The sequence below is a fragment of the Cohnella caldifontis genome, from assembly GCF_029360585.1.
GTDB lineage: Bacteria > Bacillota > Bacilli > Paenibacillales > Paenibacillaceae > Cohnella > Cohnella caldifontis.
Window position 1 is genome coordinate 18257 of record NZ_JAQZSJ010000025.1, and the last position, 24792, is coordinate 43048.

Sequence of the window (24792 nt, forward strand, 5' to 3'; positions counted from 1 at the left end):
CCCGGAGGAGGAGTTCAGTCGGATGAAATGGAACAAATGGTGGACGATCGGACTATGTTTGATATTGGTCGCCGGCGCGGGCGGAGGAGGATACTGGTGGTGGAGCAAAAAGGACGATAAGCCGCTCCAGGCTGCACTTCAAACCACGCTTGTGCGCAAAGGCAACCTGGAATCGAGCGTCAGCGGCACGGGCAATATCGAAGCCGCCAATCGCGCGACGCTGACGAGCTCTTCTTCGGGAACGATCGAGTCCGTGAAGGTCAAACAAGGCGACAAAGTCAAAAAAGGACAAGTGCTCGCCACCTTCGAGCCGAATGACGAATCCGACAATACGGAGACCCAAATCAAAAGCAAGAAGCTCGACCTGGAAAAGCAAATGATCGATCTGGAAGATCTGCAAACGCAGTACAAAGAAGCGCCGGATGACGACAAACGGGCGCAGTTGGCCGTCAGTATCAAGAAACAGGAACTCGATATCCAATCCACGAAAGAGACCATCGCCGATCTGGAGAACGGGAAAGAGGACGCCCTGGACCCGATTACGGCGCCGATCGACGGCACGCTGGCGACGTTCGATATCCATGAAGGCGATTCGATCGGAGGACAAGGTGGGAAAACGTCCAATCTTGGGGAAGTCGTGGACTTCGACCATCTGCAGATGGTCGTCGGCATCGACGAGCTGGACATCCCGCAGGTGAAGCTGGACCAAGAGGCCAGCATCGTCGTCGAAGCGCTGTCGGATCAGACGTTCACCGGTAAAGTAACGGCGATCGCCGACGAAGGAACGCCCAGCAACGGGGTTTCCACGTTCGACGTGACGATCACGATCGACAAAGCGGAGAATCTGAAAGCCGGAATGTCCGCGGAAGCGAAAATCGTAACCGCGAAGAAAGAGAACACGCTCTATCTGCCCATCGAAGCCGTGCAATCGTTCGGCGGCCAATACTCCGTCATGGTACCGAGCGCCGGCGGCACCGGTTCGGCGGCGGGTTCGGCATCGTCGAATCCGCGCCAGGGGCAGGGAACAGCAAGTCAAGGGCAACAAAATCAAGGGCAAACCCAAGGGCAATCCCAGGGACAAGCGCCGCAGGGCCAGGCTCTTCAGGGGCAAGCGCAGCAAGGTCAGAATGCACAGGGCCAAGCTCCGCAGGGCCAAGCCCAGCAAGGCCAACAGGCACAAGGCGGATTCGCCCAGCGGCAAGGACAGCAAGGCCAGAACGGCGGTTTCAGCCGCCAGAACCGGCAAGCCGGGGCATTCGCGCAAAGCGGCGTCAGCAGAGTGCAGGTACAAGTCGGCATCCATAATGAAGATTACATCGAAATCGTATCCGGCCTTCAGGAAGGTCAAGCGGTCGTCGTTCCGACGACTGCCGGCGGCAGCCAGACGAATCAAGCGGGTATACCCGGCGCAGGAATCGGCGGTTTCGGCGTCGGCGGTCCGGGCGGCGTGACCGGCGGTTTCGTAGGCGGCGGTTTTGGAGGCGGGAACAACAACCGTACGACCCGCGTCCAAGGGAGCGTGAACCGGTGATGGCAGACAAGACGGGGCCGCTCATCCGGATCGAAGGGCTGTCCAAGCTGTACCAGATGGGCGGTGAAACGTTAAAGGCGCTGAACGACGTTTCCTTAACCGTGAATTACGGCGATTTCGTCGCGATCATCGGACCGTCGGGATCGGGCAAATCGACGCTCATGAACGTGATCGGCTGCCTCGATTCCGCTTCTTCCGGAAACTATTGGCTGGACGGCGAAGAGATCAGCAAACTGAGGGAAAACAAGCTGGCGGATATCCGCAACCGGAAAATCGGCTTCATTTTCCAAGGATTCAACTTGCTTCCCAAACTGACGGCGATCGAAAACGTGGAGCTCCCCCTGATCTATCGGGGCGTCCATGCGAGAGAGCGCAGGGAGAGAGCCATCGAGGCTCTGCGCAAAGTCGGCTTGGAAGAACGGATCCACCACAAGCCTTCGGAGCTCTCGGGCGGCCAACAGCAGCGCGTAGCGATCGCCCGGGCGCTGGCGGGGAATCCTCCGATGCTGCTGGCGGACGAGCCGACGGGCGCGCTCGACACGAAGACGAGCAAAGAGGTCATGGGCCTCATCCGCGAGCTGAACGAGCTCGGGCATACGATCGTCCTGATCACGCACGATCTGGAAATCTCGCGCCAGGCCAAGCGGGTCGTCCGCATCCAGGACGGGAGATTGAGCGAGGAGGGACGCCCGGCATGAACATCGCGCAAGGCGTCAAAATGGCGCTCAAAAGCATCCTGGGGAACAAGCTTCGGTCGCTGCTCACGATGCTCGGCATCATCATCGGCGTGACCGCCGTCATCGCGCTCGTCGCCCTGGGGCAGGGAGCGACCAAATCCGTCACGGAGCAGGTGCAGAGCCTCGGCACGAACCTCCTGACCGTGAACATCCTCGGCCGGGGATCGACCAGCACGCTGACCGAGAAGGAAGCGACCGATCTGGGCAGCATCGAGGGCGTCCAATATTTGGCTCCCGCGACGAATTCCAACGCCACCGTCAAAGCGGGCACGGAGAGCGTCAGCGTCGGCATCGTCGGTTCCAATTCGGATTACCTGAACGTACGGGAATACGAGTTAGCCTCCGGGAGGTTTCTCTCCCAGATCGACCTTGACTTCTATCAAAAGATCGCCGTCCTCGGCTCCGAGACCGCAACCGACTTGTTTCCTTTGGGGAACCCGATCGGCCAGTACGTGCAGATCAACGGCTCCCGCTACAAGGTGGTCGGTGTGTTAGCTTCCAAGGGCAGCTCCACGACGGGCTCGAACGACGAGGTCGTCATGATCCCGCTGACGTCGGCGGAACGCCTCTTCAAATCTAAAGGCGTACGCACCATCTACGTGCAGGTGGCGGAGAAGGACCAGATCGACGCGGTCGTCGCCTCCCTGGAGTCCGCATTGAGCAAGAAGTTCCGGGGCAATACGAACAGTTATCGGGTCTTCAACCAGAGCGACATCCTGTCCACGCTGGATTCGGTCACGGGAACGCTCTCCGTGGCGCTGGGGGGGATCGCCGGCATTTCGCTGCTCGTCGGGGGAATCGGCATCATGAACATCATGCTGGTGTCGGTGACCGAACGGACGAGGGAAATCGGGATCCGCAAGGCGATCGGCGCCCGGCGGAAGGATATCCTGATCCAGTTCCTGATCGAGTCGATGGTGCTCAGCGGACTGGGCGGCGTGCTGGGCATCGGCATCGGGATCGGGGCCGCAAGACTCGCTTCCAAGATGCTGAAGATGCAGGTCGTGTTCTCCCTCGACATCGTGCTCATCGCGTTCCTGTTCTCGGTCCTGATCGGCGTCATTTTCGGCATGTTCCCGGCCAACAAGGCGGCCAAGCTGAAGCCGATCGACGCGCTGCGGTTCGAATAATCCCACCGGAAAGGAAGTGCTTCAGGTGAGCGTACCGTCCTGCTACGAATCGCTTGTAACCCCTCACCTGGATGACCTGAAGAAATATTGCATTCATCTGACCCAATCCAAATGGGACGGGGAGGATTTGTACCAGGAAGCCCTGCTGAGAGCGATGGTCTATTTCCTCGAAAAGGAACCGTATCCGAACTTGAAGCCGTTTCTGCTGCGGGTCGCGCGCAACCTCTGGCTCGACGGCTGCCGGGCGAAGCAGCGCCGCAAGCGGATGCCGATGCAGGCTTTGCCGCTGTACTGGACCGATTCCGATTATTCGGAGGTCCGCAGCCTGCTGGAGTGGGCCGGGGAACGGCTGCCGAGGCGCAATCTCGAAATGCTCCTGCTGTCGGAGTATTTCGGCTACTCGATGCAGGAGGTCGCGGAAGCGACCGGTTCGACCGTTCCCGCCGTGAAATCCGTTCTGTTCCGCACGCGCGGGCTGCTCCGGAAGTTCGACCCGGAGTCGCTTCGCAAGCCGGGAGGCAGCAAAGTCATTTCCTTGGACGTAGAGAGGTGGTCCAGGGCGATCATGCAGGATGTCCCGCCCAGCCCTTGATATGATATAATTTGGTCGGCTTTGCCTATCTGGAAATCGGGAGCTGCGGCATGAAGGGACGTTGGATCGGGTTTTCCGCGATTTTGCTGGTGTACGGGCTTATCAATTTCTATATCGGATGGCAATTCTCGCTCTTTCTGCGGGAAGCCGCGCCGTCTTATCCGCGAACCGCCTTCTGGGCGGTTTTCGGCGTGATCGCGTTCTCCTATCTGCTGGGCAGAATTCCCGCTCCGCGGCCGCTGCGGCCCGCGTTCCGGCTGCTCAAGGTGATCGGTTCCTGGTATTTCGCGGTGATGGAATTCGCGCTGATCCTCATCCTGCTCGCGGATCTGATCGCCTTGGCGCTCCGGTGGTCCGGCGCCGATACGCCGCAGTACGCCGAAACGGCCGGTTGGGTCGTCATCGGGTTGCTCGCGCTGCTGCTCCTCCTCGGATCCCGGAACGCATGGAGCCCCATTGTACGCGAATACCCGGTACAGGTGGACAAACGAGTCCCGGGCATGCATAAGCTGCGGATCGCGGCGGCTTCGGACCTCCATCTGGGCAACGTCGTCGGCAAACGCCACTTGAAACGGCTGATCGCCCGAATGAACGCGATGGAACCGGATCTCATTTTGCTGGCGGGGGACGTGCTGGACGACAGCATCGAACCGTTCGTGCGCAACCGCCTCGGCGAATGGCTCGGGCAGCTGAAGGCGAAATACGGCGTCTACGCGGTGCTTGGCAACCACGAATATTACGGCGGCCATATCGAGGAATACGTGGAGCGGATGCGGGAGATCGGCATACCCGTGCTGCGGGACGAAAGGGTAGAGGTCGAAGGGAAATTCATCGTGGCCGGCCGGAAGGACAAGACGGCGGAAGCGATGGATCCGGAAGGCCGGGTCTCCGTCAGCCAGCTGCTGGAGGCCGCGGATCGCTCGAAGCCGATTCTCTTGATGGACCACCAGCCGCAACAATTCGCGAAAGCCGCGGAAGCCGGGGCGGACCTGCTGCTCTGCGGCCATACCCACCGGGGGCAATTCGCGCCCAACCATTGGCTGACCCGGAGGCTGTTCGAGCTCGACTGGGGCTACATGCGCAAAGGCGCCATGCACGTGGCCGTCTCCTCGGGGTTCGGCACATGGGGCCCGCCGATCAGGCTCGCCAGCCGTTCGGAGATCCTGCTGATCGACATGGCACTCGCGGAATCCTCCGCTAACGGGCAAGGAGGAACGGCGGAATGAAGGAGCAACGGCTGAAGGGGCCGGACGGAACCGGCAACGCAGGTTATTCGGGCACCCCATTGGTGAAAAAGCTGGGGTATAAGGAAGGGTACCGGATTCGTGTCGTAGATGCCCCCGAATCCTACTCCGATTGGCTCGGCGGATTTCCGGACCGTACCGAAACCGCCGCAGAGGATGAGGGGGACCTGGACCTCGTCCACTTGTTCGTCCAATCGCGCCAGTCGTGCGAGGACCTGATTCTCCTATATCGCGAACGTATCAAGCCGAACGGGATGATCTGGGTGTCGTGGCCGAAAAAAGCTTCGAAAATCCCGACGGACGTCACGGAAGATTCGATCCGGGCGTTCGCTCTCCGCAATCGCCTCGTCGACGTGAAAGTGTGCGCGGTCAGCGACGTATGGTCGGGGCTGAAGCTCGTCATCCCGGTCGCCGAACGTTCCTAAACCCATCGAAAGAGCCCCTGATCGGGATCATCCGTTCAGAGGCTCCATTATTTTATGGCGTTAAATGACTTTCGTCGTCCAAGATTCGCAGTTCCAGACGTCCGTGGCGATCTCTCGGTAAAATTCCGGCTCGTGGCTGATCAGCAGGATGCTCCCTTTGTAATCCTTCAAGGCGCGTTTCAGCTCGTCCTTGGCATCCACGTCGAGGTGGTTCGTCGGTTCGTCCAGCACGAGCAGGTTCGTCTCCTTGTTGATCAGCTTGCACAACCGCACTTTGGCTTTCTCGCCGCCGCTCAGCACGGAGAGTTTGCTTTCGATGTGCTTGGTGGTGAGACCGCACTTGGCCAAGGCCGCCCGTACTTCGAATTGGGTGAAATGGGGGAAGTCCTTCCATACCGATTCGATGCAAGTCTCGTCGGCGCCGCCGCGGACTTCTTGCTCGAAATAACCGATAAATTGATACTCTCCGCGTTCCACCGTGCCCGACAGGGCGGGGATCTCGCCGAGGATGCTGCGCAGCAGCGTCGTTTTGCCGATGCCGTTCGCGCCGACGAGCGAGATCTTCTGGCCCCGTTCCATCTTGAGGTCCAGCGGGCGGGAAAGAGGCTCGCCGTACCCGATGACGAGTCCTTGGGTTTCGAAAATCATCCGGCCGGAAGTCCGGGCTTCCTTGAATCGGAATTCCGGCTTCGGCTTCTCCTTGGCGAGTTCGATGAGTTCCATGTTGTCCAGCTTCTTCTGGCGGGACATCGCCATGTTGCGGGTCGAGACGCGGGCTTTGTTGCGCACGACGAAATCCTTGAGCTCGGCGATTTCCTGCTGCTGGCGTTTGTAGGCGGATTCCAGCTGCTGCTTCTTCGCTTCGTGCTGCTGGAGGAACGTGTCGTAATCTCCGACGTAGCGGTTCAATTCCTGGTTTTCCACGTGATAAATCAAATTGACGACGCTGTTCAGGAACGGGATGTCGTGAGAGACGAGGATGAACGCATTTTCGTATTCCTGCAAATACCGTTTCAGCCATTCGATGTGCTGCTCGTCCAAATAGTTGGTCGGCTCGTCCAAGAGCAGAATGTCCGGCTTCTCCAGCAGCAGCTTGGCGAGCAGCACTTTGGTGCGCTGGCCGCCACTGAGATCGGTCACGTCGCGGTCCAGGCCGATCTCTCCAAGCCCGAGGCCGCGCGCGACTTCTTCCACCTTGGCGTCGATCAAATAAAAGTCGCCGGCGTTCAACGTATCCTGGATCGTCCCGACTTCCTCCAGCAGCTGCTCCAGCTCCTCCGGCGAAACGTCGCCCATGCGCTCGTACATCCGGTTCATTTCGGCTTCCAAATCGGTGAGATAGCGGAACGCGGTCTTCAGCGCGTCGCGGATCGTCAGGCCTTTCTGCAGGACGGAATGCTGGTCGAGATAGCCGACTCGGACGTTGCGGGCCCATTCGATCGAACCGGCGTCCGGCTCCAGACTGCCCGTGATGATGCTCATGAACGTGGATTTGCCTTCGCCGTTGGCCCCGATGAGCCCCACGTGCTCGCCTTTCAGAAGACGGAAGGAGACGTCCCGGAATATGCCGCGGTCACCGAAGCCGTGGCTTAAGTTTTTAACCGTCAATATGCTCATGAAAATGACACCCTTATGCTCGTGATAGGCGCGCCCGGACTTGCAGGCGCGGCTTGTTCCATTATAGTGGCAGACGGGGAAAAAGGGAATCCGCGCGTTCGGACTTTCCGAGGCCGGACGGGAGGAGTATAATCATGGAAACGAGTTTGCCTCAGCATCAGATCGAACGACGGAAAGGATTTTGACTTTGAGCCCATACTGGAGCGACCTCGCGGCTTCCCTGGTGCCTTACGTGCCGGGCGAGCAGCCGAAAGACCGCACATACGTCAAGCTGAACACGAACGAAAACCCTTATCCGCCGTCCCCCCGCGTGCTCGAAGCGATCCGCGGCGCGGCGAACGGGGACTTGCGCCTGTACCCGGATCCGACTTGCAGCGCCCTGATCCGGAAGATCGCCGATTATCACGGCGTCTCGCCGGAGCAAGTGTTCGTCGGGAACGGGTCGGACGAAATTCTGGCGTTCTCGTTCGCCGCTTTCTTCAATCCGACGGGCGAGCCGGTTTTATTCCCGGACATTACCTACAGCTTCTACAAAGTATATGCCGGACTGTACAACATCCCTTACCGGACGGTGCCGCTGGACGACGAGTTCCGCGTGCCGCTGGAAGCGCTGGGCGAGCCGAACGGCGGGGTGATCCTGCCGAATCCGAACGCCCCGACCGCGCGGTATGTCGAGACGGAATTATTCCGGGACGTTCTGACGCGGAACCGGAGGAAAGTCGTCATCCTGGACGAAGCCTACATCGATTTCGGCGGGCGTTCGGCGATCGGCCTCGTCAACGAATATCCGAACCTGCTGGTCATCCAGACGCTGTCGAAATCCCGTTCGCTGGCCGGGTTGCGCGTCGGCTTCGCCATCGGCCATCCGGACCTGATCGAAGGGCTGAATCGGGTGAAAAACTCGTTCAACTCGTACACGATCGACCGACTGGCGCTGGCCGGCGCCGCGGCGGCGTTCGAAGACCAAGCCTATTTCGAGGAGACGACCCGCAAAGTCGTCGCCACGAGAGAGCGGACGGCGGCAATTTTAAAAGAACGGGGCTTCCGCGTGATCGATTCGGCCGCGAATTTCCTGTTCGTCTCCCATCCGGAGCGTCAGGCGTCCGACCTATTCGGCGAGCTGAAGCAGCGGGGCGTGCTCGTCCGGTATTTCAACCAACCGAGAATCGACAATTACTTGCGGGTGAGCATCGGCACCGACGAGGAAATGGATGTTTTCCTTCGGGCCCTGGGAGAGATTCTGAAACGATGAGCGACGTTGAAATCAAAAGAGCAACGCTTGCGGATTTGGACGCCGTGGTCCCGTTATTCGATTCGTACCGTCAATTTTACGGACAGCCTTCCGATCCCGCGGGGGCGCGAGCGTTTCTGACGGAAAGGCTGAACCGCGGGGAGTCGGCGATTTACCTGGCCGTCGATCGGGAGACGGGCGAAGCCGCCGGCTTCACGCAGCTGTATCCGACGTTCTCTTCGATATCGATGCGAAACAGTTGGATATTTAACGATTTATACGTGCGGGAGGACCGCAGGGGAAGCGGAACGGGGAGACGGTTGCTGGAAGCGGCCAAACGGCATGCGACAGAGACGGGGGCGAAAGGCCTCTCGCTCTCTACGGCAACGGATAACCGGACCGCCCAGAGACTCTATGAATCGTTCGGGTTCCGGCGTGACACCGCCTTCTATCATTACGATCTTCTGACGTGAGGGGAGCGAGCGGCATGAATCTGTATTTGGTCGACGCGTTTACCGGCAAGCCGTTCGGCGGCAATCCCGCCGGCGTGTGCGTGCTGGACGAACCTGCCGAAGAGGCGTGGATGCAGCGGGTCGCCATGGAGATGAACCAGGCGGAAACCGCGTTCCTGCACCCGGAAGACGGCGGCTACCGCCTCCGTTGGTTCTCGCCGGTCGCGGAAGTCGACCTGTGCGGCCACGCCACGCTGGCGTCCGCCCATCTCCTGTGGGAACAGGGGCACGTGCCGGAAAATCGGGACATCCGATTCCGGACGAAGAGCGGGGAGCTAGCCGCAAGCAAGAACGGGGACGGCTGGATCCGGCTGGATTTCCCCCAAGAGCGGGTGACCGAATGCGAAGCTCCCGCGGGGCTGGCCGAAGCGCTGGGCGTACAACCGGTATTCGTCGGCCGCAATCGGCTCGACGTGTTCGCCGAAGTGGGATCGGAGGAAGCGCTGATCGGCTTGTCGCCGGATTTCGGGGCGCTCAAACGGGTGGTCACTCCGCGCGGTTTTATCGTGACCAGCCGTTCCGGCGGAGCCGCGGATTTCGCGTCCCGCTGCTTCTTCCCCGGCATCGGAGTGGACGAAGACCCGGTGACCGGGTCCGCGCATTGCGCGTTAACGCCGTATTGGGCCGATAAACTCGGCAAGACATCGCTGCGAGCGATTCAGAGGTCGAAGCGGCAAGGCGAATTGAAGCTGACGCTGACGGCGGACCGCGTGTGGATTTACGGGCAGGCGGTGACCACGCTGCGGGGCGAATGGTTTTCCAAACCAAATGGAGGGAGCAGGGAAGCATGACGAACGATCCGCGTTATCCAATCGGTAAATTCCAGCATCAAGGCGAAATCAGCGCGGAGCAGCGGGAGGAGTGGATCCGGCAAGTCGAGGAAGCTCCGCAACGGCTCGAGGCCGCGCTCCGGGGATTGACGGAGGAACAGCTCGATACGCCTTACCGCGAAGGGGGATGGACCGTTCGGCAAGTGGCCCATCATTTGCCGGACAGCCATATGAACTGCTTCATGCGTTTCAAGCTGGCGTTGACCGAAGACGAGCCGGCCATCAAGCCGTATGACGAGAACGCTTGGGCCATGTTGGCGGATTCGAAGAACGCGCCGGTGGGGCTCGCCGTCGATCTGCTCCGCAGCCTGCACCAACGCTGGGCGTTCTTGCTTCGTTCGATGTCCGATTCCGACTTCTCCCGGACGTTCTACCATCCGGCCAACCAAGCGGTGTCCCGCCTGGACCGCACGCTCGGGACGTACGCTTGGCACGGCCGCCATCACGTTGCCCACATAACCTCGCTCCGCGAACGCAACGGGTGGTAAGCAAGCGGCAGTCGCAACGGAAAAGCTCCCCGACCTTGGGCGAAGGCGGGGAGCTTTCATTTCGCAGGATTCATCTTACGTGCTTAATCCGGAAATCGGAATCGGCGACGCTTGCCTCAGGTAAAGCAACAGGTCTTCTTCGGACAGCGGTTTGCTGAACAGGTAGCCTTGGGCGATGTCGCACTTCCATTTTTTCAGCCAATACAGTTGGTCGTACGATTCCAGTCCTTCGGCCACGATGCCGTACCGCAGCTCGCGGACCCAATCGATGATCGACTTGGTCATCCGGTCGTCCCGGCTGCGCCCGATATCCTCGATGAAGCTGCGGTCGATTTTGATCAGATCGAACGGCAAACGCCGCAAGTAGCTGAGCGAAGAGTAGCCGACGCCGAAATCGTCCAATGCCAGCCGGATGTTCCGTTCTTTCAAACGCCGCATCTGTTCGGCCGCCCTCTCGAACGATTGGACCATCGTGCTCTCCGTCAGCTCAAGCTCCAGCAAATCGCTGTTCAGGCCGCTCTCTTCCAGGATGGCGAATACTTTGTCGGGGAAATCGGGTTCCAGCAGCTGAACGGTGGAGACATTTACGGCCATCGTAACGCTGGCGTCGTTGAGCCTCAGCCGTATCGCCATCCGGCAAGCCGTTCGGAGCACCCATTCGCCGATCGCGATGATTTGGCGGCTGTTCTCGGCCATCGGGATGAACTCGGCGGGGGAGACCAGTCCCCAATCCGGATGGTGCCAGCGGATGAGCGCTTCGAAACCGCGGAGCTTGCCGGAATCCAGCTCGTATTGGGGCTGGTAATGCAGCTGGAATTGACCGCGCTCCAAAGCCAGGCCCAAGTCTTTCTCCAGGCTCGTGCGGTAGCGGAGTTGCTCGGCCAGGCGGCTCTCGTAGGGAACGGTCTGGTCGGAGCCGCTGTCCATGGCGTGGCGCAGGGCGGTTTCCGCCTGCAGCAGCAGCTCCTCCAAAGTGGCCGTTCCCCCTTCGAAGACGGCAAGGCCGGTGCTGAACGTCGGCCGATAAGGCACGTCCTCCAGCCGGTAAGGTTCGGCCAGCTGTTTCTTGACGTCGACGATCCAGATCAACGTTTGCAGCATGTCGTAGCCCGGGAGAAACACGAGAAAATCGCGTCCGTTGTATCGGCTGACGGAGCCTCCTGCCGGAACTTGCCGGGAGAGGCGGCTGCCGCATTCCCGCAACAGCTCGTTGCCGACCTGGACGCCATGCAGATCGTTCACGGAGCGCAGCCGCTCGAGATTCAGGATCACGAAGGAGAAGGGCTGTCCTTTGCGGATCCAGCGCCGCCATTTGCCGGTCAGCCGTTCGGATCGGGGGAGCCTGGTGACCCTGTCGAACATCGCGTCCCGGTATTGGATCCATTCCACGGTCATGAAATAATAGAACAAGAGCGCCGCCAGGGGATAGAGCACGAGCAAAGGCAACGCGAAATGCCGAAGCAGTTCGTCCCGAACGGGCTTCGTAAAAAAGGCCGTCATGGCCAATTGGAGCGCCGCGACCCACAAGCCGAACAGGAACGGCACGCGCCAGGACAAACGAAGACGATCGTCGTTCTGCCTGAATTTGACGTGAACGATAGCGCCGGTCGCCGCAGCCGCCGTTATGCACAACAGTCCGGGCAGCATGCCGCTGCCGCCGAGCATAACGCGGTAAACGCCGACGATGGCGGCGGCAAGGACTCCTCCGGCCGGACCTCCGAGCAAACCGGCCATTCCGGCCAAGACGGCTTTCAGATCGACGGTGATGCCGTCTCCGGCGCGGATCGGCATGATCATCGACAACAAGCCGGAAATGCCGAACAACAGACCGATGGCGGCCTTGCGGCGACGAGGTTTGATATTGGCTATGTAAGGGTACAGCCGATTGACCAACAGGATAAAGACGAAAATATTGGCCGTGTTCTGCAATAGATCGGACATATGCGTCATGCCGTCTTTTCCCTCCACACTAAGGAAGCGTCAGTCGTGATCGATCATACAGGGCTGTATATGGCGCGGAGAGAAATCGCGAGTCCGGGAATTCCGTAGGATCCGTTCAACCTTCATGCTCATTATAGCTTGTCGAAATCTGTACGTCTAACCCCTTTTTTGTCGAAAAAAAGCATGTTTTCGGAAAGTTTTCATCCGAAACGGGAATCCGTGAACGGATCCGCCGGGCGTGGTACAATGAAAATCAACTGGACGGGAGGGCGGCGGATGGGAGAAAGAAGCGGAATCAGAGGAAGGTTCGCGCCCACGCCTTCCGGTCTTCTGCACGTAGGCAATGCGGGAACCGCGCTGCTGGCTTGGCTGCAGGTCCGCTCCCGCGGCGGGGAAATCGCGATGCGGATCGAAGATTTGGACGCTCCCCGCTGCAAGCCGGAGTGGGCGGTCCGGGCGATGGAGGATCTGAGGTGGCTGGGGCTCGACTGGGATGAAGGCCCGGATATCGGCGGGCCCCGCGGGCCTTATGAGCAAAGCCGGCGCGGTACCTTGTACGATGCGGCGCTGGGCGTGCTGGAACGGCAAGGGTATCTGTACCCTTGCTACTGCAGCCGCGCGGATCTGCTGTCGCTGGCGGGCGCTCCGCACGGACTCGCTTCGGAAGGAGCCGCTTACCCCGGCACTTGCCGAGGGCTCAGCGAAGCGGAGCGCTTCGAGCGCGCCGCAGCGAAAACGCCGTCGCAGCGCTTCGCGATGCCGGACAAGCCGGTCGCGTTCGCCGACGGCATCGCGGGGGAAGTCGTTTATCCCGCCGGAGCCGGCGGGGATTTCGTGGTGAAACGGGCCGACGGCATTATCGGTTACCAACTGGCGGTGACCGTGGATGACGGAGAGATGGGCATCACCCACGTGCTGCGGGGCTGGGACCTGCTCGACTCCACGCCGCGGCAGCTGCTGCTCGCCGAAGCGCTGGGGTATCCGCCGCCGAAGTATTCGCACGCGCCGCTGATGCTGGGGCCGGACGGCAACCGCTTGGCGAAGCGGCACGGGGATATCGCGGTTTCGGCGCTGCGGGAATCCGGCATCCGGCCGGAAGGGCTGATCGGGCTGCTGGCTTGGCTGTACGGCCTGTCGGACCGGCCGGAACCGGCGAGCGCGTCCGAGCTGATCCCGCTTTTCCGGGAAGAGCTCATCCCCCATGGATCCGTAAGGCTTCCGGACGATTGGCGGGCGATTTGCGAAGCTCGATCGCGTCGTTAAGGTACGGCTTCAAACGCAGATAGATAAAGGAGAGAACCGCTGATGGAAGTTTGGAACAACGATCGGCTTTCGGGACAAATCGCGTTCATCAAGGAAATCGACAAGCTGAAAGGCGTGCTCCGGCAGACGCTGATCATGGACGGCAGCCGCCGCGAGAACACGGCGGAGCACAGTTGGAATATCGCGGTGTTCGCCATGCTGATGCACGAGTATACCGAATCGCCTCGGCCGGACTTGAACCGGGTGATCCGCATGCTGCTTCTCCATGATATCGTCGAAGTGGACGCGGGCGATACGTTTGCCTATGACACCGTAGGGTACGAAGATAAAGAGGAAAGGGAGCTCGCGGCGGCAAACCGGCTGTTCGGCTTGCTGCCGGAGGACCAGAGGGAAGAGTGGATGGGGCTGTGGCGGGAATTCGAAGATGTCGCGACCCCGGAGTCGCGGTACGCGAACGCGATCGACCGGCTGCTGCCGCTGCTGCACAATTATTATACCGGCGGGAACAGCTGGGTCCGGCACGGCATCGTGCGTTCGCAGGTGATCCGCCGCATCGCGCCGGTCGAAACGATCGCGCCGGCGTTGTGGAGCTTCGCGATGGAGCTGCTGGACCGCGCGGTGAAGCAGGGGATTTTGAAAGAAGACGAATAAGGGAAGGGGAACTGATCGATGCCGAGACTGCGCGGCGACCGAATCCTGCTGCGGGAATACCGGGCGGACGACCTTGAACCGATGCGGCGTTGGGTGAACGATCCGGATATCGTATGCCATCTGTCGGACATTTTCCTGTACCCGCATCCCTTGCAGGCTTCGGAGCAGTTCCTGGAAGAGATGCTGGAGGGCGGTTCCGACAGCCGCGGCTTCGTGATCGCCGATCCCGCGACGGAAGCGTACATCGGGCAGGTCAATCTCGACCGGATCGATTGGAAGAACCGCGTCGGCTTCATCGGCATCGTCATCGGGGAAAAGCACCTGCTGGGTCAGGGCATCGGCACCGAAGCGCTGAAGATGATGGTGAAATTCGCTTTCGAGGAGCTCAATCTGAACCGGCTGGAACTGGAAGTCTACGATTTCAACGAACGGGCGCTGCGATGCTATCTCGCCTGCGGTTTCCGCGAGGAAGGCCGGCTGCGGGCCAGGCAGTTCAAAAACGGCCGTTACGTGGACGTCATCGTCATGGGGCTGCTGCGGTCGGACTGGCTGGCGGCGAACGGTTATTGGGAGTAAGTACGAGAAGAGGAGTCAGGCAGAATGGAGCAAGAGCAACCAAACTTCGAAATGTTCATGGTGAAGGACCGGGAGCATTACGAGAATACGATGTTCGGGGCGCTCGGCATGCGTTTGATCGAAATCACGCCCGACCGCGTAGTGGCGACCATGCCGGTGGGCCCGGCGACCCGGCAATATTTCGGCATCCTCCACGGCGGCGCCTCGGTCGCCCTGGCGGAAACCGTCGCCAGCGTCGGCACGTACCATCTGATCGACAAAGAGACCCAGGCTGCCGTAGGGATGGAGATCAACGCCAACCACCTCCGCAGCAAGAAAGACGGCGTCGTGACGGCGACCGCCACGCCGTTCCATAAAGGGCGGACCACCATGGTATGGGATATTCGGATCACCGACGAGGAGAACCGGCTGATCTGCATTTCCCGGTGCACCGTCGCGATCGTCCCGAAGCGGTAAGGGATGCTTCATTTGGCACGGACCTAGATGTCCCCGTCACGAATCGGAGGGCTGATCTGTCTATACTCTGCACGGATCGAGCGAAAAAGGGAGGTCCTCCATGATCACGGAACAAGCGTATACGGAATACAAACCGATGCTGTTCGGTTTGGCTTACCGCATGCTGGGCAGCGCGGCCGACGCGGAAGACGTCGTGCAGGACGTGTTCGCCCGGATGCTGAGGATGGAAGCGGACCAAGTGCGGAACGAAAAAGCATATTTGGCGAAAATGACCGTTAACCGCAGCCTCAATTTGCTGCGTTCGGCGCGGCGTTTGCGGGAAACGTATGTCGGCCCTTGGCTGCCGGAGCCGCTTCCGGACCATGCTCCGGACGTCGCCAAGGATCCGGCGGAGCGCAAGGAAGAGCTGGGGTACGCGTATCTCGTAATGCTGCAGGAATTGACGCCTACGGAGCGCGCCGTATTCATCCTGAAGGAATCGCTCGGGTTCGACTACCGGGAAATCGCCGGGATGCTCGGCAGAACGGAAACGGGCTGCCGCAAGGCGTTCAGCCGGGCCAAGCAAAAGACGGAAGGACGTTTGCCGTCCGCGGCGATGGAGGTTCGCCACGCGGAATCGAGGGAACGGTTTGTCGAAGCGTTCTTGCAGGCAACGGATACGGGAAGGTTCGAACCGCTCGTTGCCTTGCTGTTGAACGAGGTTCGGCTGGTGTCGGACGGCGGAGGCAAGGTCAGGGCGGCGCTCAATCCGATTGTCGGGGCGGACCGGGTGCGCGCCTTCTTCAAAGGGCTTGCGGCCAAAGGCCGATTCCGCAACGGTTTCCGGCGCGTCCGCATCGGCGGCGAAACGGCATTGGTGATGGAAAACGAGGGCCGCGTCGAAATCGCGGTATGCTTGGAGTGGGAGCCGGGCGGCTCCCGCGTCCAAACGATCTACATGATGCTGAATCCCGACAAATTGCGGAGCTTAACCGAAGCAGCCGGGGAACATTCCCGTTCCGACCCCGAGCCGGTTCCACGCGTTAATGGCGTTAATCGCCATCAATAGGTCGACGTATCCTTTCTCGTCGAAATACGTCCTTACCCGTTCGTACACTTCGTCGGGAATCCCGTCTTCCGGGAGCTTCGTCGCGTATTCGGTCAGTTCGAGCGCGGCGCGTTCCTCCGGGGTATAGATCGGGACTTCCCGCCACACCGGCAACATGAGGATGCGGTCCATGCTTTCGCCTATTTTCATGAAATCTTTGGCGTGCATGTCGATGCAGTAAGCGCATCCGTTGATTTGCGAGGCGCGGATCTTGATCAATTCGTACAGACGGGCGTCAAGGCCGCTGTTCCGGATGAATTGTTCCAGACCCAGCATCGCTTTGTACGCTTCCGGATTGGCCGCGCGGTAATTCAGTCGAAGTTTCATTGCCATACGCTCCTTTAGGTTTCGTTTTTGGCTTGCATGGATAAGACAAATCGAATGAAGGGTTTGTGACGAGGAACGAAAATTTTTATCGGACAACTCCATAAAGCCGGTCATTCCGCCTGGGACGGCATACCGGCTTTTTTGCGTTCGATTGACTCGGGATGATTAACGCGAGCTTTCTTAGCGCGCGATTGAATCCGATAAACAGGAAGAAGTTCATTTGAATGACATAATAAATATTATGTAAATTAATATGACCGAAATCCACGGAAGCTCATGCAGAAGCGGATTTCGGTTTTTTTGACACGCCAGAATTTATAACTTTTCGGGGTGAAGCTCAGGCTTCATCCTTTTCGTTTTTCCTGGTAAATGGAACACATGGAATCCAACATTCTCAAACGCATTTTTTTCGATGAACATGGGCATTGGGACAAGTTTGTCCGGAAGAATGAAGGCAGGATCCGAGCGAATGACCTGAAAGAAGTTGCCAAGTTCCGTGAGCGGGGATCCAAAGAATGGTTTTAAGCTGCTAGTGAGCTGTTTTAGAGAGGAATTAAGAAACATTCTTTCTTAACTGGCCGTTGAACCCTATGTTGAGAGTGGAATTAAGAAACATTCTTTCTTAACTGAAGGTTGAACCCTATGTTGAGAGAGGAATTAAGAAATTTTCTTTCTTAACTTATCAGCGTACTACCTCAAATCTTTTTTACCGACTTTTGAGCAAGGCAAATACACCTAACCCGCACAATTATCATATATTGGATCTAATAACATTGTCGGGATTTAACATGTCCAAAATACCAAAATAAGGGAAACGAATGAAGCGTGGTTTCGAGCCGCATCGGTTTAAAAGCCGCTCAAAGCTGGGGTTAGTTTCCGGTTAAGCTTGCCGTGCAAGCTTAACCCCAGCCAACGTAGGGGGCAGCAGTTGATTAAGCTTGCTGCGTATGCTTAACCCCCGCCCCTCTGGACAAACGGGTCACCATGGTCATGTTCATTTGAATACAGTTTTGAGGATGCTCGTAAGAAAGAAGTTGAAGCGTGACTGCGAGGCACGAAACGAAAGGACCGTCAGGGACGAATTTCTCCCTGACGGTTTTTTTGTCGATTCGTTTGGTTCCGCGTCTGAAATCCTCTATAATTCTAGTAGAGTAAAATCATAGGAGCATGGGAGAGTTAGAGATGAAAGCATGGGGAAAATGGGCAGCGACCGCGTTGCTTGCCGGGGGCGCTTGGTCCGCCGTTCCGACCGGGCCGGCCGACGCGGCAACGGCTGCAAAGCCGGTTACGGTGTTACTGGATGACATCCTGATGTCGTTTGACGGAGCGGTGCCGGAAATCAAAAACGATTACACGTTCGTTCCGTTCCGTTCGATCGCGGAGGCTTTAGGCATCGAGATCCAATGGGATGCCAAGACCCGTACCATTACGGCGACCGCGGACGTCGGCGCCGACACCAAGACGGTCGTCCTCGCCGTCGGGAAGAAGATGGCTTCCGTGAACGGCGTTGCCGTTGAACTTGGGGCGGCTCCTTATTTGTCGAACGATCGCACGCTGATCCCGCTCAGTTTCTTCAGCACCCAATTCGGCGCGAATGTCGGTTGGGACAAGACGACGCGTACGGTTTCGATCGTGTCTCCGGCCCGCGAGATGCATTTGCGCGGATTTTACGCGATCAGTTCGTTCGCGGAGCAGGACCGGATCGCCGGCATGAACTCGGTCGCGTTCGGATGGATCCGCGTGGACGCGAACGGAGAGCTGACGACAAGCGGAAAAGACTTCTACTGGCCGCAGGCTGCGGGCGACGTGACGCCGGAAACGATCGTGAAGGACGCGTCGGCGCAAGGGATCGATCCTTATCTGATGGTCTATTCGTCGGACGGCAGCGGAGAATTGACCAAGATGCTGAGCGATGAGACGCTGCGCAATCGGTCGATCGAAAACATCGTGTCGCTTGCGCAACAGAAAGGGTTTTCGGGGGTCATGCTGGATTACGAGGGGCTGGGGCTTAAACTGGACCCGACCGGCCAACAGAAGCTGCTGAACGATTACGTCCGGCAGCTGGGGGACAAGCTGAAGCCCGCGGGCATCAAACTGTCCGTTGCGGTACCGCCTCCGAACAGTTCCTATAAAGGGTACGACTACGCGACGCTCGCGGGACTGGTCGAAGATCTGACGGTCATGGCCTATGAATATCATCCGGCAGGAACGCCCGATCATACGCCGCAGCCGAACGACAAAGTCCAGGCGGCGATCGAAGCCCTGCTGAAGGCCGGAGTGCCGAAAGAGAAGCTGCTGCTCGGCATCGATCTGTGGAGCGAGACGCCGCAGTCGATCGACGATAAGCTGGGACTCGCGAAGCGGTACGGTTTGAAAGGGGCGGCGCTCTGGAGAATCGGACTATACTTCTACTATGGGCAGGAAATGACGGACGCGATTCAAAGATCGGTCGTCAAGCTAAGCGATTCTCATTAATTTATGACATAAAATAATTCGTCATTAATGTCATTAAATACGGCAAACCTCCTTCGGGCAGCCCGGGCAAGCGGGACACTGGCACATGGTCTTAAGCGCGTTCAAGTTCAGGATGACGATACGTCCTTGGCGAATATCGATCGTGCCTTCGTCGCGCAGTCCGTTCAGCATCCGGTTCACGCTTTCCCGGGTCGTTCCGATGAAGTCGGCCAATTCGGCGTTGGTCAGCTTGATGCCGATTTTGATGCCGTCCGCGCCCATCACGCCGTAGGAATTCGCCAAGCGGATAAGGGTGGAAGCCAGGGCGCCCGGTTTGCCGAAGAGCAGCAAATCGCGAAACTTGGATTCCGTCACGCGATGCATCAGCGCCATCCAGTTCATGAAGCGGACCGCGAAATCGCCGTGCCGGTACAGCAGGATTTCAAGGTCGCTCCATTGGATCACCCCGAGCTCAGCGTCCTCGATCACTTCCGCGCTGAAGCTGTGCACCGCCCGCATGCCGTCCTCCGGCTCGCACAGCATATCCCCGGCTTGCAGAATCGATAGGATGAAGTCTTTGCCTTCTTCCGTCGATTTCCGCAATTTCACTTTCCCCGAACGGATATAGTACAGTTTGCCGGTCGGTTCACCCTCCCAGAACAGGTAGGTTCCCGCTTCCGCGCGCTTCGGGTACATCAACTCCCGAATCCGTTCGAACTGCTCCTCAGCGAAAAAGTTATCGATACTCAGCGGATTCGACGTTCCTTCCGCCGTTTTCGTCCGTTTCATGACCGTCTCCGTCGCCATCGCCATTTTCCTCGCCAGCTCCCTTGAACTTGATGATTACATCATACCGGCTTCCGAATCCGAACGTTATCGGGGAATTTCCCGAATCGAAGAGGGGAATTCCCTGAAAATGATGTGAGGAAAATCACACCAATCCCGCAAATCAGGAACTTCCCCCGTCCGAATCTCAGGGAGTTCCCTGACTGACTTCTTTCTTCTAAACCTCTACAATGAGTGTATAAATTCGAAAGGCTCGGAAGAAGGAATGAAAAGTGGATAGCGGAAATACCGAAATCCAAGCGGAGCTGCACCGGTTGCTGGCGGAGATGGGCAGCGATTTCTGCGCGCTCGGGCTCCTGGATCCGGAAAGCCGGATCTTGTCCTGGAAATGGGCAGCCGGCAACGTGAGCGATCGCTACCGTTCGATAGAAGACCGCCCCGGGCGGGGATTCCACCAATCGGTGCTGAAAATCGGCCGGGCGATGACCCTGCAAGTGTCCGAGTTGATCGCGGCCCGGCAGGTGCACGAATACCCGATCCTGCTCGCCGAAAAGCTGAGATCGGCCTACGCGGTCCCGCTGCAGCAAGGAGTAAAGCACAAGGGCGTGCTGTTGATCGGCGACCGGGTGAGACGGATGTACCGGCCGGACGACCGCAACGTGGCCGGACGGTTTGGCGAGAGGTTGATGTCCGCGGTTTTGGTAGACTTGTCCGATTCGTCTACTGGTACGCAGGATCTATGATAGAATGAATTCCAAATCCGCTTTCGAAAGCGAGAGGAGAGAACGGTTTGGTTCGCATATTGGTCGTCGATGACCATGCCGTCGTCCGCTCCGGATTGATGATGCTGCTGGACGGCAAACACGGCATGTCCGTCGCAGGGGAAGCAGCCGACGGGGACGAAGCGCTGGCCAAGGCAGCCGAGCTCCGTCCGGACGTTATTTTGATGGATTTGAGCATGCCGCACGGAAAGGACGGACTGACCGCGACGCCGGAGCTGAAGAAGCTGCTGCCGGATACCGCGATTCTGATCCTGACGATGCATGACGACGAAGAATACTTGTTCCGGGCGATCCACGCCGGGGCGTCGGGGTATATCCTGAAGAGCGCTCCGCATGACGAACTGCTGACGGCGATCCGCCACATCGCACAAGGCAACGCCTATTTGTCACCTGCCGCTACCAAGCGGCTGATGAGCGATTATTTGGAGAAGATGAAAAACGGCGAGCATGCGGGAACGTTCGAATCGCTGACCGAACGGGAGAAGGAAATTTTGGCCAAAGTCGCTCAAGGCTACTCCAACAAAGAGATCGCGGAGCAGCTCATCATCAGCGTCAAAACGGTCGAATCCCACAAGGCGAACCTGATGGAGAAGCTGGATCTGAAAACCCGTCCCGACCTCGTGAAGTTCGCCATGAAAAAGGGGTTGTTGAACTTTGAGTGACCCTCGGGAATCGGCGCCTTCCTTTCAGTGGTATATGGACGATCCGGAGCTGCTGGACCGTTTGCAGAATTCCCTTAAGCAGCTGGCCGACGTCAAGTTCGCCCTGGACGAAGCTTCGATCGTCGCGATTACCGACCGGAAAGGCACCATTCAATACGTGAACGACAAGTTCTGCCGAATCTCCGGCTATTCCAAGGAGGAATTGATCGGCCAGGATCATCGCCTGATCAATTCCGGTTACCACGGCAAAACGTTTATGCGCGAGCTGTGGCGCACGATCTCCTCCGGGCAAGTCTGGCACGGGGAGATCAAAAACCGGGCGAAGAACGGCCGGTTTTATTGGGTCGATACCACCATCGTTCCTTTCGTGGACGGGGAGGGGCGGCCTTATCAATATTTAGCCATCCGCCATGAGGTTACCCAGTTGAAGGAAGCGGAAGAGCAGCTGCAATCCATGATGGCCCAGCTGATGCATGTCCAGGAGGAAGAGCGCAAGCGGTTCTCGCGCGACTTGCACGACGGCATCGGACAAAGCCTGTTTTCGATGAAGATCTCGATCGATCGCATGGTCGCCGAAGGCGGAGATCCCGGCTTGCAGCAACTCGGCAAGCAAGTTTCCCAGTTGATGGAAGAGGTTCGGGGGCTGGCCTGGGAGTTGCGCCCGTCCGTGCTCGACGATTTGGGCGTCGTGCCCGCGCTCCGCACGTATATCGAAAATTTCGAGCGCCACTATGGTATCCGCGTGCGCTTTGAAAGCAATCTTCGGCGACGGCTGGACTTGCTCGCGGAAACAGCCGTATTTCGCGTGGTCCAGGAGGCGCTGACGAATATCGGCAAATATGCGGGCGTATCCGAAGCAACCGTTACGCTGACGCATTCGGAAGAAGGGCTGGAAGCCGTCATCGAGGACAAAGGCGCGGGCTTCGACCGTACGGAGGCGGGGCAGGGCGTCGGTTTGTTCAGCATGGAAGAACGGGCGAGAGCCGCTCATGGGCAGCTGGCCGTCCGATCCGCTCCGGATCAAGGCACGACGGTCACCCTCCGGATTCCGGGGGAGCGCGGGTAGAGAACTGACTGCGTTATTGCGGCCGTTTGAAATCTTCCAGTCCATCAACGTCCCGTGAAAACCGGGCGTTTTTGTTTCCCGACTGTGTCCGAATGGTGTCAACTCCCAAAATGTGAGTTTTGTCACAGCCCGGGCTCCCGGCATGGTCTATGCTGATTCCGAAAGATGATCCAAGATTCCAAGGAGGACGTCCCCATGAACAAATGGATTCCGGTAAGCGGACTATTGCTCGCGGCAGCCCTGACGGCGACCGCCTGCGGCGGAGGGAAAAGCGACAACGCGGCGCCGGCTGCTTCGGCGGCAGCATCTGCGGCTTCATCCGGCGCTGCTCGGACGATTACGGTCAATGCCAAAAACTTCGAATTCGATCAGAAAGAAATCAAGGTCAAGAAAGGCGATTCGGTGACGATCGCGCTCAACAACTCGCAAGGCAATCACGGGCTTAAAATCGAGGGGTATGACGTGGAGGTCAAGGGCGGGAAATCGGTCACGTTCACCGCGGACAAGGCCGGCGAATTCAACTTCTCCTGCTCGATCATGTGCGGAGCGGGTCACGCCGAAATGACAGGCAAGCTGATCGTCGAATAAAAAAGCCAACGCCCGGATTTCCGGGCCTTTTCAAAGCAATATATGTGAAAACATTCACAAAAAAAGGAGCGATTCCCGTGATCGTGCATAACGCCGCCGAAAGAAAGATGCTCCCCGGAGACGTACGGCAGCTTTTGCTGGATAAGGCGATCGGCCAAACGCGGATCGATCTCGACGGACTGAAAGCGGAGCTGCGGCTCTTGTATGCGCAAGCCTGCAAAGTGAGAACGGATGGCGACGCCGTCCGATTGAACCGTCAGCTGCGGAGGCTGGACCAGACCGTCAAGCAGTTCCTTCGGGACTGGAACGACCATACCCGGCGGGAGGCGGAGGATCTGTTCCCATACGCCGCCTGGTACTTGGGTGAAGATCCCGAGTTGTTCGCATACTTGGAGCAGGAGGATGAGCTGGCGGGGCAATTCATCCGAGCGTTCCTTCACGCGCTGGATCGGTCGGTGATCCCGGTGCAGCCGGAAGAAGCCCGCCGGATGGCTTCTTACCTGCTGCAAGCGTACGCGTTCCTCAAGAACCGGTTTGAGGAGGAAGAGGAAATGCTGGACGTGCTGACCGACCGCTCTAACCGAATCGATTATTGAACGGCAACTCAAGTGAACAAATTCACAAATAAAATCGCGCCGGCGTGATGAACTTCACATTCGAATCGAGCCTCATCCTCCATACTGAAGTCGTAAGGAAAACAAACGAACCCCTTGAAGCGGGGAATCGAAAAGGAGATGGCCATCATGCTGTTGAGATGGTTCCGGGGAAACGCATGGGCGGCTGCCGCGATTACGCTGCTGAGATTGTATGTCGGTTGGGAATGGATGCACCACGGTTGGGACAAATTGACGGGCGGCTTCGACGCGGGAGGCTTCCTCAAGAACGCGGTCGCGCACCCGGTCACGGATAAAGCCACGCAAGCGGTACTGTACCCGAATTACACTTACTTCGTCGAGCATTTCGCGCTGCCGAACGTGAAGCTGATCAACTTCCTGATCCCGCTCGGCGAATTCCTGATCGGCGTCGGGCTCATCGTCGGCGGACTGACGCTGACGGCCGCGTTCTTCGGGATGACGCTGAACTTTCTGTTCCTCTTCGCCGGCACCGTAAGCACGAACCCGTGGCTGCTCGTCCTGGGCGTCGCGATCTTCACCGCCGGGGCCAACGCCGGACGTTTCGGACTTGACGGTTACGCGATGCCGCTGCTGCACAAAGCTTGGGATAAACTCTTTCACCGCACCGGCGGCAAACCCGGCGTGCTTCCTCGCTGACGCCGACGATCGACCGGAAGGAGTCAGAGGATCATGAGAACGACGGAACTCTCCGTATTGGAAATGTACCTCTCGTACGACCAATGGAAAGAAGAACATGACGCGCTGCAGGAACGGTTGCTGGAACTTTGCCGGTACATGCGGCGACATCCGGATCGCGACGATCCGGTTGACGCGGAAATCGAACTGCGCAGCGCCATGCAACGTTTCGAACCGTTCATGCGGGATTGGCTGACGCACTTGCAGCGGGAGCGCGACACCGTTTACCCGTTCGCCAAATCGTTGACAGGCGGAGGAAGCATAGGCCCGATTTCGGTGCTCGAGCAAGACGGCCGGATCGCGGAACGGTTCTACCGGGAATATCGGCAATCGTTGGAGGTCGGGGAGCGGGCCGGCGAAGTCCTCTCCCGCATGCTCCAGGTTCTGGTGATCGCGGCGGAGCACTTCCGGATCGAAAACGAAGTCGTCTTGCCGGCAACGGAGAAATGGATGGACGAAGTCGCGTACAGCGGCGCTTAATGCGAACCGCCGTACTTTCGCGAAAC

Annotated in this window: 27 protein-coding genes and 1 pseudogene; 24 read left to right on the forward strand and 4 right to left on the reverse strand. The window is 58.7% G+C overall.

Going from position 1 to position 24792, the window contains the following annotated elements:
• Positions 1-22: 22 nt before the first annotated feature.
• From PTZ19_RS22970 to PTZ19_RS22995, 6 genes are read left to right on the forward strand one after another with little or no spacing between them, the layout of a single operon-like run.
• Positions 23-1531: an efflux RND transporter periplasmic adaptor subunit gene (locus tag PTZ19_RS22970; RefSeq protein ID WP_276357978.1), complete on the forward strand. Its 1509-nt coding sequence runs from the start codon at positions 23-25 to the stop codon at positions 1529-1531.
• On the forward strand, positions 1531-2229 hold the full coding sequence (locus PTZ19_RS22975; RefSeq protein ID WP_276357979.1) for an ABC transporter ATP-binding protein: 699 nt from the start codon (positions 1531-1533) through the stop codon (positions 2227-2229). Before PTZ19_RS22970 ends, PTZ19_RS22975 begins: the two co-directional genes overlap by 1 nt.
• Positions 2226-3398, forward strand: a complete 1173-nt coding sequence (locus PTZ19_RS22980; protein ID WP_276357980.1) for an ABC transporter permease — start codon at positions 2226-2228, stop codon at positions 3396-3398. Before PTZ19_RS22975 ends, PTZ19_RS22980 begins: the two co-directional genes overlap by 4 nt.
• A 25-nt stretch (positions 3399-3423) precedes the next feature.
• A complete protein-coding gene (locus tag PTZ19_RS22985) occupies positions 3424-3990 on the forward strand; it encodes an RNA polymerase sigma factor (protein ID WP_276357981.1) in 567 nt (188 codons plus the stop codon).
• A gap of 50 nt (positions 3991-4040) precedes the next feature.
• Positions 4041-5216 carry a metallophosphoesterase gene (locus PTZ19_RS22990; RefSeq protein WP_276357982.1) on the forward strand — a complete coding sequence of 392 codons (1176 nt, stop codon included), beginning with the start codon at positions 4041-4043 and terminating at the stop codon, positions 5214-5216.
• Positions 5213-5659: a hypothetical protein gene (locus PTZ19_RS22995; RefSeq protein WP_276357983.1), complete on the forward strand. Its 447-nt coding sequence runs from the start codon at positions 5213-5215 to the stop codon at positions 5657-5659. The genes PTZ19_RS22990 and PTZ19_RS22995 overlap by 4 nt, the downstream gene beginning before the upstream one ends.
• 60 nt (positions 5660-5719) lie before the next feature.
• Here PTZ19_RS22995 and PTZ19_RS23000 read toward each other — a convergent pair whose 3' ends face one another.
• Complete coding sequence (locus tag PTZ19_RS23000; protein WP_276357984.1) at positions 5720-7276, reverse strand: ABC-F family ATP-binding cassette domain-containing protein; 1557 nt, start codon at positions 7274-7276, stop codon at positions 5720-5722.
• A gap of 187 nt (positions 7277-7463) precedes the next feature.
• Here PTZ19_RS23000 and hisC point away from each other — a divergent pair, with 187 nt between their 5' ends.
• From hisC to PTZ19_RS23020, 4 genes are read left to right on the forward strand one after another with little or no spacing between them, the layout of a single operon-like run.
• Complete coding sequence (gene hisC / locus PTZ19_RS23005) at positions 7464-8528, forward strand: histidinol-phosphate transaminase (RefSeq protein ID WP_276357985.1); 1065 nt, start codon at positions 7464-7466, stop codon at positions 8526-8528.
• Positions 8525-8980: a GNAT family N-acetyltransferase gene (locus tag PTZ19_RS23010; RefSeq protein ID WP_276357986.1), complete on the forward strand. Its 456-nt coding sequence runs from the start codon at positions 8525-8527 to the stop codon at positions 8978-8980. The genes hisC and PTZ19_RS23010 overlap by 4 nt, the downstream gene beginning before the upstream one ends.
• Before the next feature lie 14 nt (positions 8981-8994).
• Positions 8995-9810, forward strand: coding sequence for a PhzF family phenazine biosynthesis protein (locus PTZ19_RS23015; RefSeq protein WP_276357987.1), 816 nt, complete (start codon positions 8995-8997; stop codon positions 9808-9810).
• Positions 9807-10337: a YfiT family bacillithiol transferase gene (locus PTZ19_RS23020; RefSeq protein WP_276357988.1), complete on the forward strand. Its 531-nt coding sequence runs from the start codon at positions 9807-9809 to the stop codon at positions 10335-10337. Before PTZ19_RS23015 ends, PTZ19_RS23020 begins: the two co-directional genes overlap by 4 nt.
• Positions 10338-10412: 75 nt before the next feature.
• Here the strand turns inward: PTZ19_RS23020 and PTZ19_RS23025 are convergent, their stop codons facing one another.
• Positions 10413-12287 (reverse strand): putative bifunctional diguanylate cyclase/phosphodiesterase, encoded by a 1875-nt coding sequence (locus tag PTZ19_RS23025; RefSeq protein WP_276357989.1) that lies wholly within the window; start codon positions 12285-12287, stop codon positions 10413-10415.
• A 267-nt stretch (positions 12288-12554) separates the two neighbouring features.
• On the opposite strand from PTZ19_RS23025, the gene gluQRS reads away from it, so the two are divergent.
• From gluQRS to PTZ19_RS23050, 5 genes are all read left to right on the forward strand, one after another.
• Positions 12555-13541, forward strand: a complete 987-nt coding sequence (gluQRS, locus tag PTZ19_RS23030) for a tRNA glutamyl-Q(34) synthetase GluQRS (protein ID WP_276357990.1) — start codon at positions 12555-12557, stop codon at positions 13539-13541.
• 42 nt (positions 13542-13583) lie between these two features.
• A complete protein-coding gene (locus tag PTZ19_RS23035; RefSeq protein WP_276357991.1) occupies positions 13584-14192 on the forward strand; it encodes an HD domain-containing protein in 609 nt (202 codons plus the stop codon).
• Between the two features lie 18 nt (positions 14193-14210).
• Complete coding sequence (locus PTZ19_RS23040) at positions 14211-14768, forward strand: GNAT family N-acetyltransferase (protein ID WP_276357992.1); 558 nt, start codon at positions 14211-14213, stop codon at positions 14766-14768.
• Positions 14769-14792: 24 nt separating this feature from the next.
• Positions 14793-15224 carry a hotdog fold thioesterase gene (locus PTZ19_RS23045; protein ID WP_276357993.1) on the forward strand — a complete coding sequence of 144 codons (432 nt, stop codon included), beginning with the start codon at positions 14793-14795 and terminating at the stop codon, positions 15222-15224.
• A 100-nt stretch (positions 15225-15324) separates the two neighbouring features.
• The gene (locus tag PTZ19_RS23050) at positions 15325-16272 is read left to right on the forward strand and encodes a sigma-70 family RNA polymerase sigma factor (protein ID WP_276357994.1); all 948 of its coding nucleotides are present in this window, start codon (positions 15325-15327) and stop codon (positions 16270-16272) included.
• On the opposite strand, the gene PTZ19_RS23055 is transcribed toward PTZ19_RS23050, so the two are convergent.
• Entirely contained in the window at positions 16192-16638 is a 447-nt protein-coding gene (locus PTZ19_RS23055) for a carboxymuconolactone decarboxylase family protein (protein WP_276357995.1), read from the reverse strand. The genes PTZ19_RS23050 and PTZ19_RS23055 overlap by 81 nt on opposite strands.
• Before the next feature lie 378 nt (positions 16639-17016).
• Here PTZ19_RS23055 and PTZ19_RS25485 point away from each other — a divergent pair.
• Together PTZ19_RS25485 and PTZ19_RS23060 are read left to right on the forward strand one after the other, a co-directional pair.
• Positions 17017-17173 (forward strand): annotated as a pseudogene (locus PTZ19_RS25485) (IS91 family transposase); the annotation flags it as partial.
• Positions 17174-17820: 647 nt separating this feature from the next.
• Complete coding sequence (locus PTZ19_RS23060; protein ID WP_276357996.1) at positions 17821-19113, forward strand: stalk domain-containing protein; 1293 nt, start codon at positions 17821-17823, stop codon at positions 19111-19113.
• 33 nt (positions 19114-19146) lie between these two features.
• On the opposite strand, the gene PTZ19_RS23065 is transcribed toward PTZ19_RS23060, so the two are convergent.
• Positions 19147-19905 (reverse strand): Crp/Fnr family transcriptional regulator, encoded by a 759-nt coding sequence (locus PTZ19_RS23065; RefSeq protein WP_276357997.1) that lies wholly within the window; start codon positions 19903-19905, stop codon positions 19147-19149.
• 245 nt (positions 19906-20150) lie between these two features.
• Here PTZ19_RS23065 and PTZ19_RS23070 point away from each other — a divergent pair, with 245 nt between their 5' ends.
• The 7 genes from PTZ19_RS23070 (at position 20151) to PTZ19_RS23100 (ending at position 24766) form a co-directional block, all read left to right on the forward strand.
• Positions 20151-20621, forward strand: a complete 471-nt coding sequence (locus PTZ19_RS23070) for a GAF domain-containing protein (RefSeq protein ID WP_276357998.1) — start codon at positions 20151-20153, stop codon at positions 20619-20621.
• A gap of 47 nt (positions 20622-20668) precedes the next feature.
• Entirely contained in the window at positions 20669-21322 is a 654-nt protein-coding gene (locus tag PTZ19_RS23075; protein ID WP_276357999.1) for a response regulator transcription factor, read from the forward strand.
• 34 nt (positions 21323-21356) lie between these two features.
• Positions 21357-22388 (forward strand): PAS domain-containing sensor histidine kinase, encoded by a 1032-nt coding sequence (locus PTZ19_RS23080; RefSeq protein ID WP_276358024.1) that lies wholly within the window; start codon positions 21357-21359, stop codon positions 22386-22388.
• A 195-nt stretch (positions 22389-22583) separates the two neighbouring features.
• Positions 22584-22976: a cupredoxin domain-containing protein gene (locus tag PTZ19_RS23085; protein WP_276358000.1), complete on the forward strand. Its 393-nt coding sequence runs from the start codon at positions 22584-22586 to the stop codon at positions 22974-22976.
• A 77-nt stretch (positions 22977-23053) separates the two neighbouring features.
• Complete coding sequence (locus PTZ19_RS23090; RefSeq protein ID WP_276358001.1) at positions 23054-23572, forward strand: hemerythrin domain-containing protein; 519 nt, start codon at positions 23054-23056, stop codon at positions 23570-23572.
• Positions 23573-23719: 147 nt separating this feature from the next.
• Complete coding sequence (locus tag PTZ19_RS23095) at positions 23720-24247, forward strand: DoxX family protein (protein ID WP_276358002.1); 528 nt, start codon at positions 23720-23722, stop codon at positions 24245-24247.
• A 33-nt stretch (positions 24248-24280) separates the two neighbouring features.
• Complete coding sequence (locus PTZ19_RS23100; RefSeq protein ID WP_276358003.1) at positions 24281-24766, forward strand: hemerythrin domain-containing protein; 486 nt, start codon at positions 24281-24283, stop codon at positions 24764-24766.
• The last annotated feature ends 26 nt before the right edge of the window (positions 24767-24792 follow it).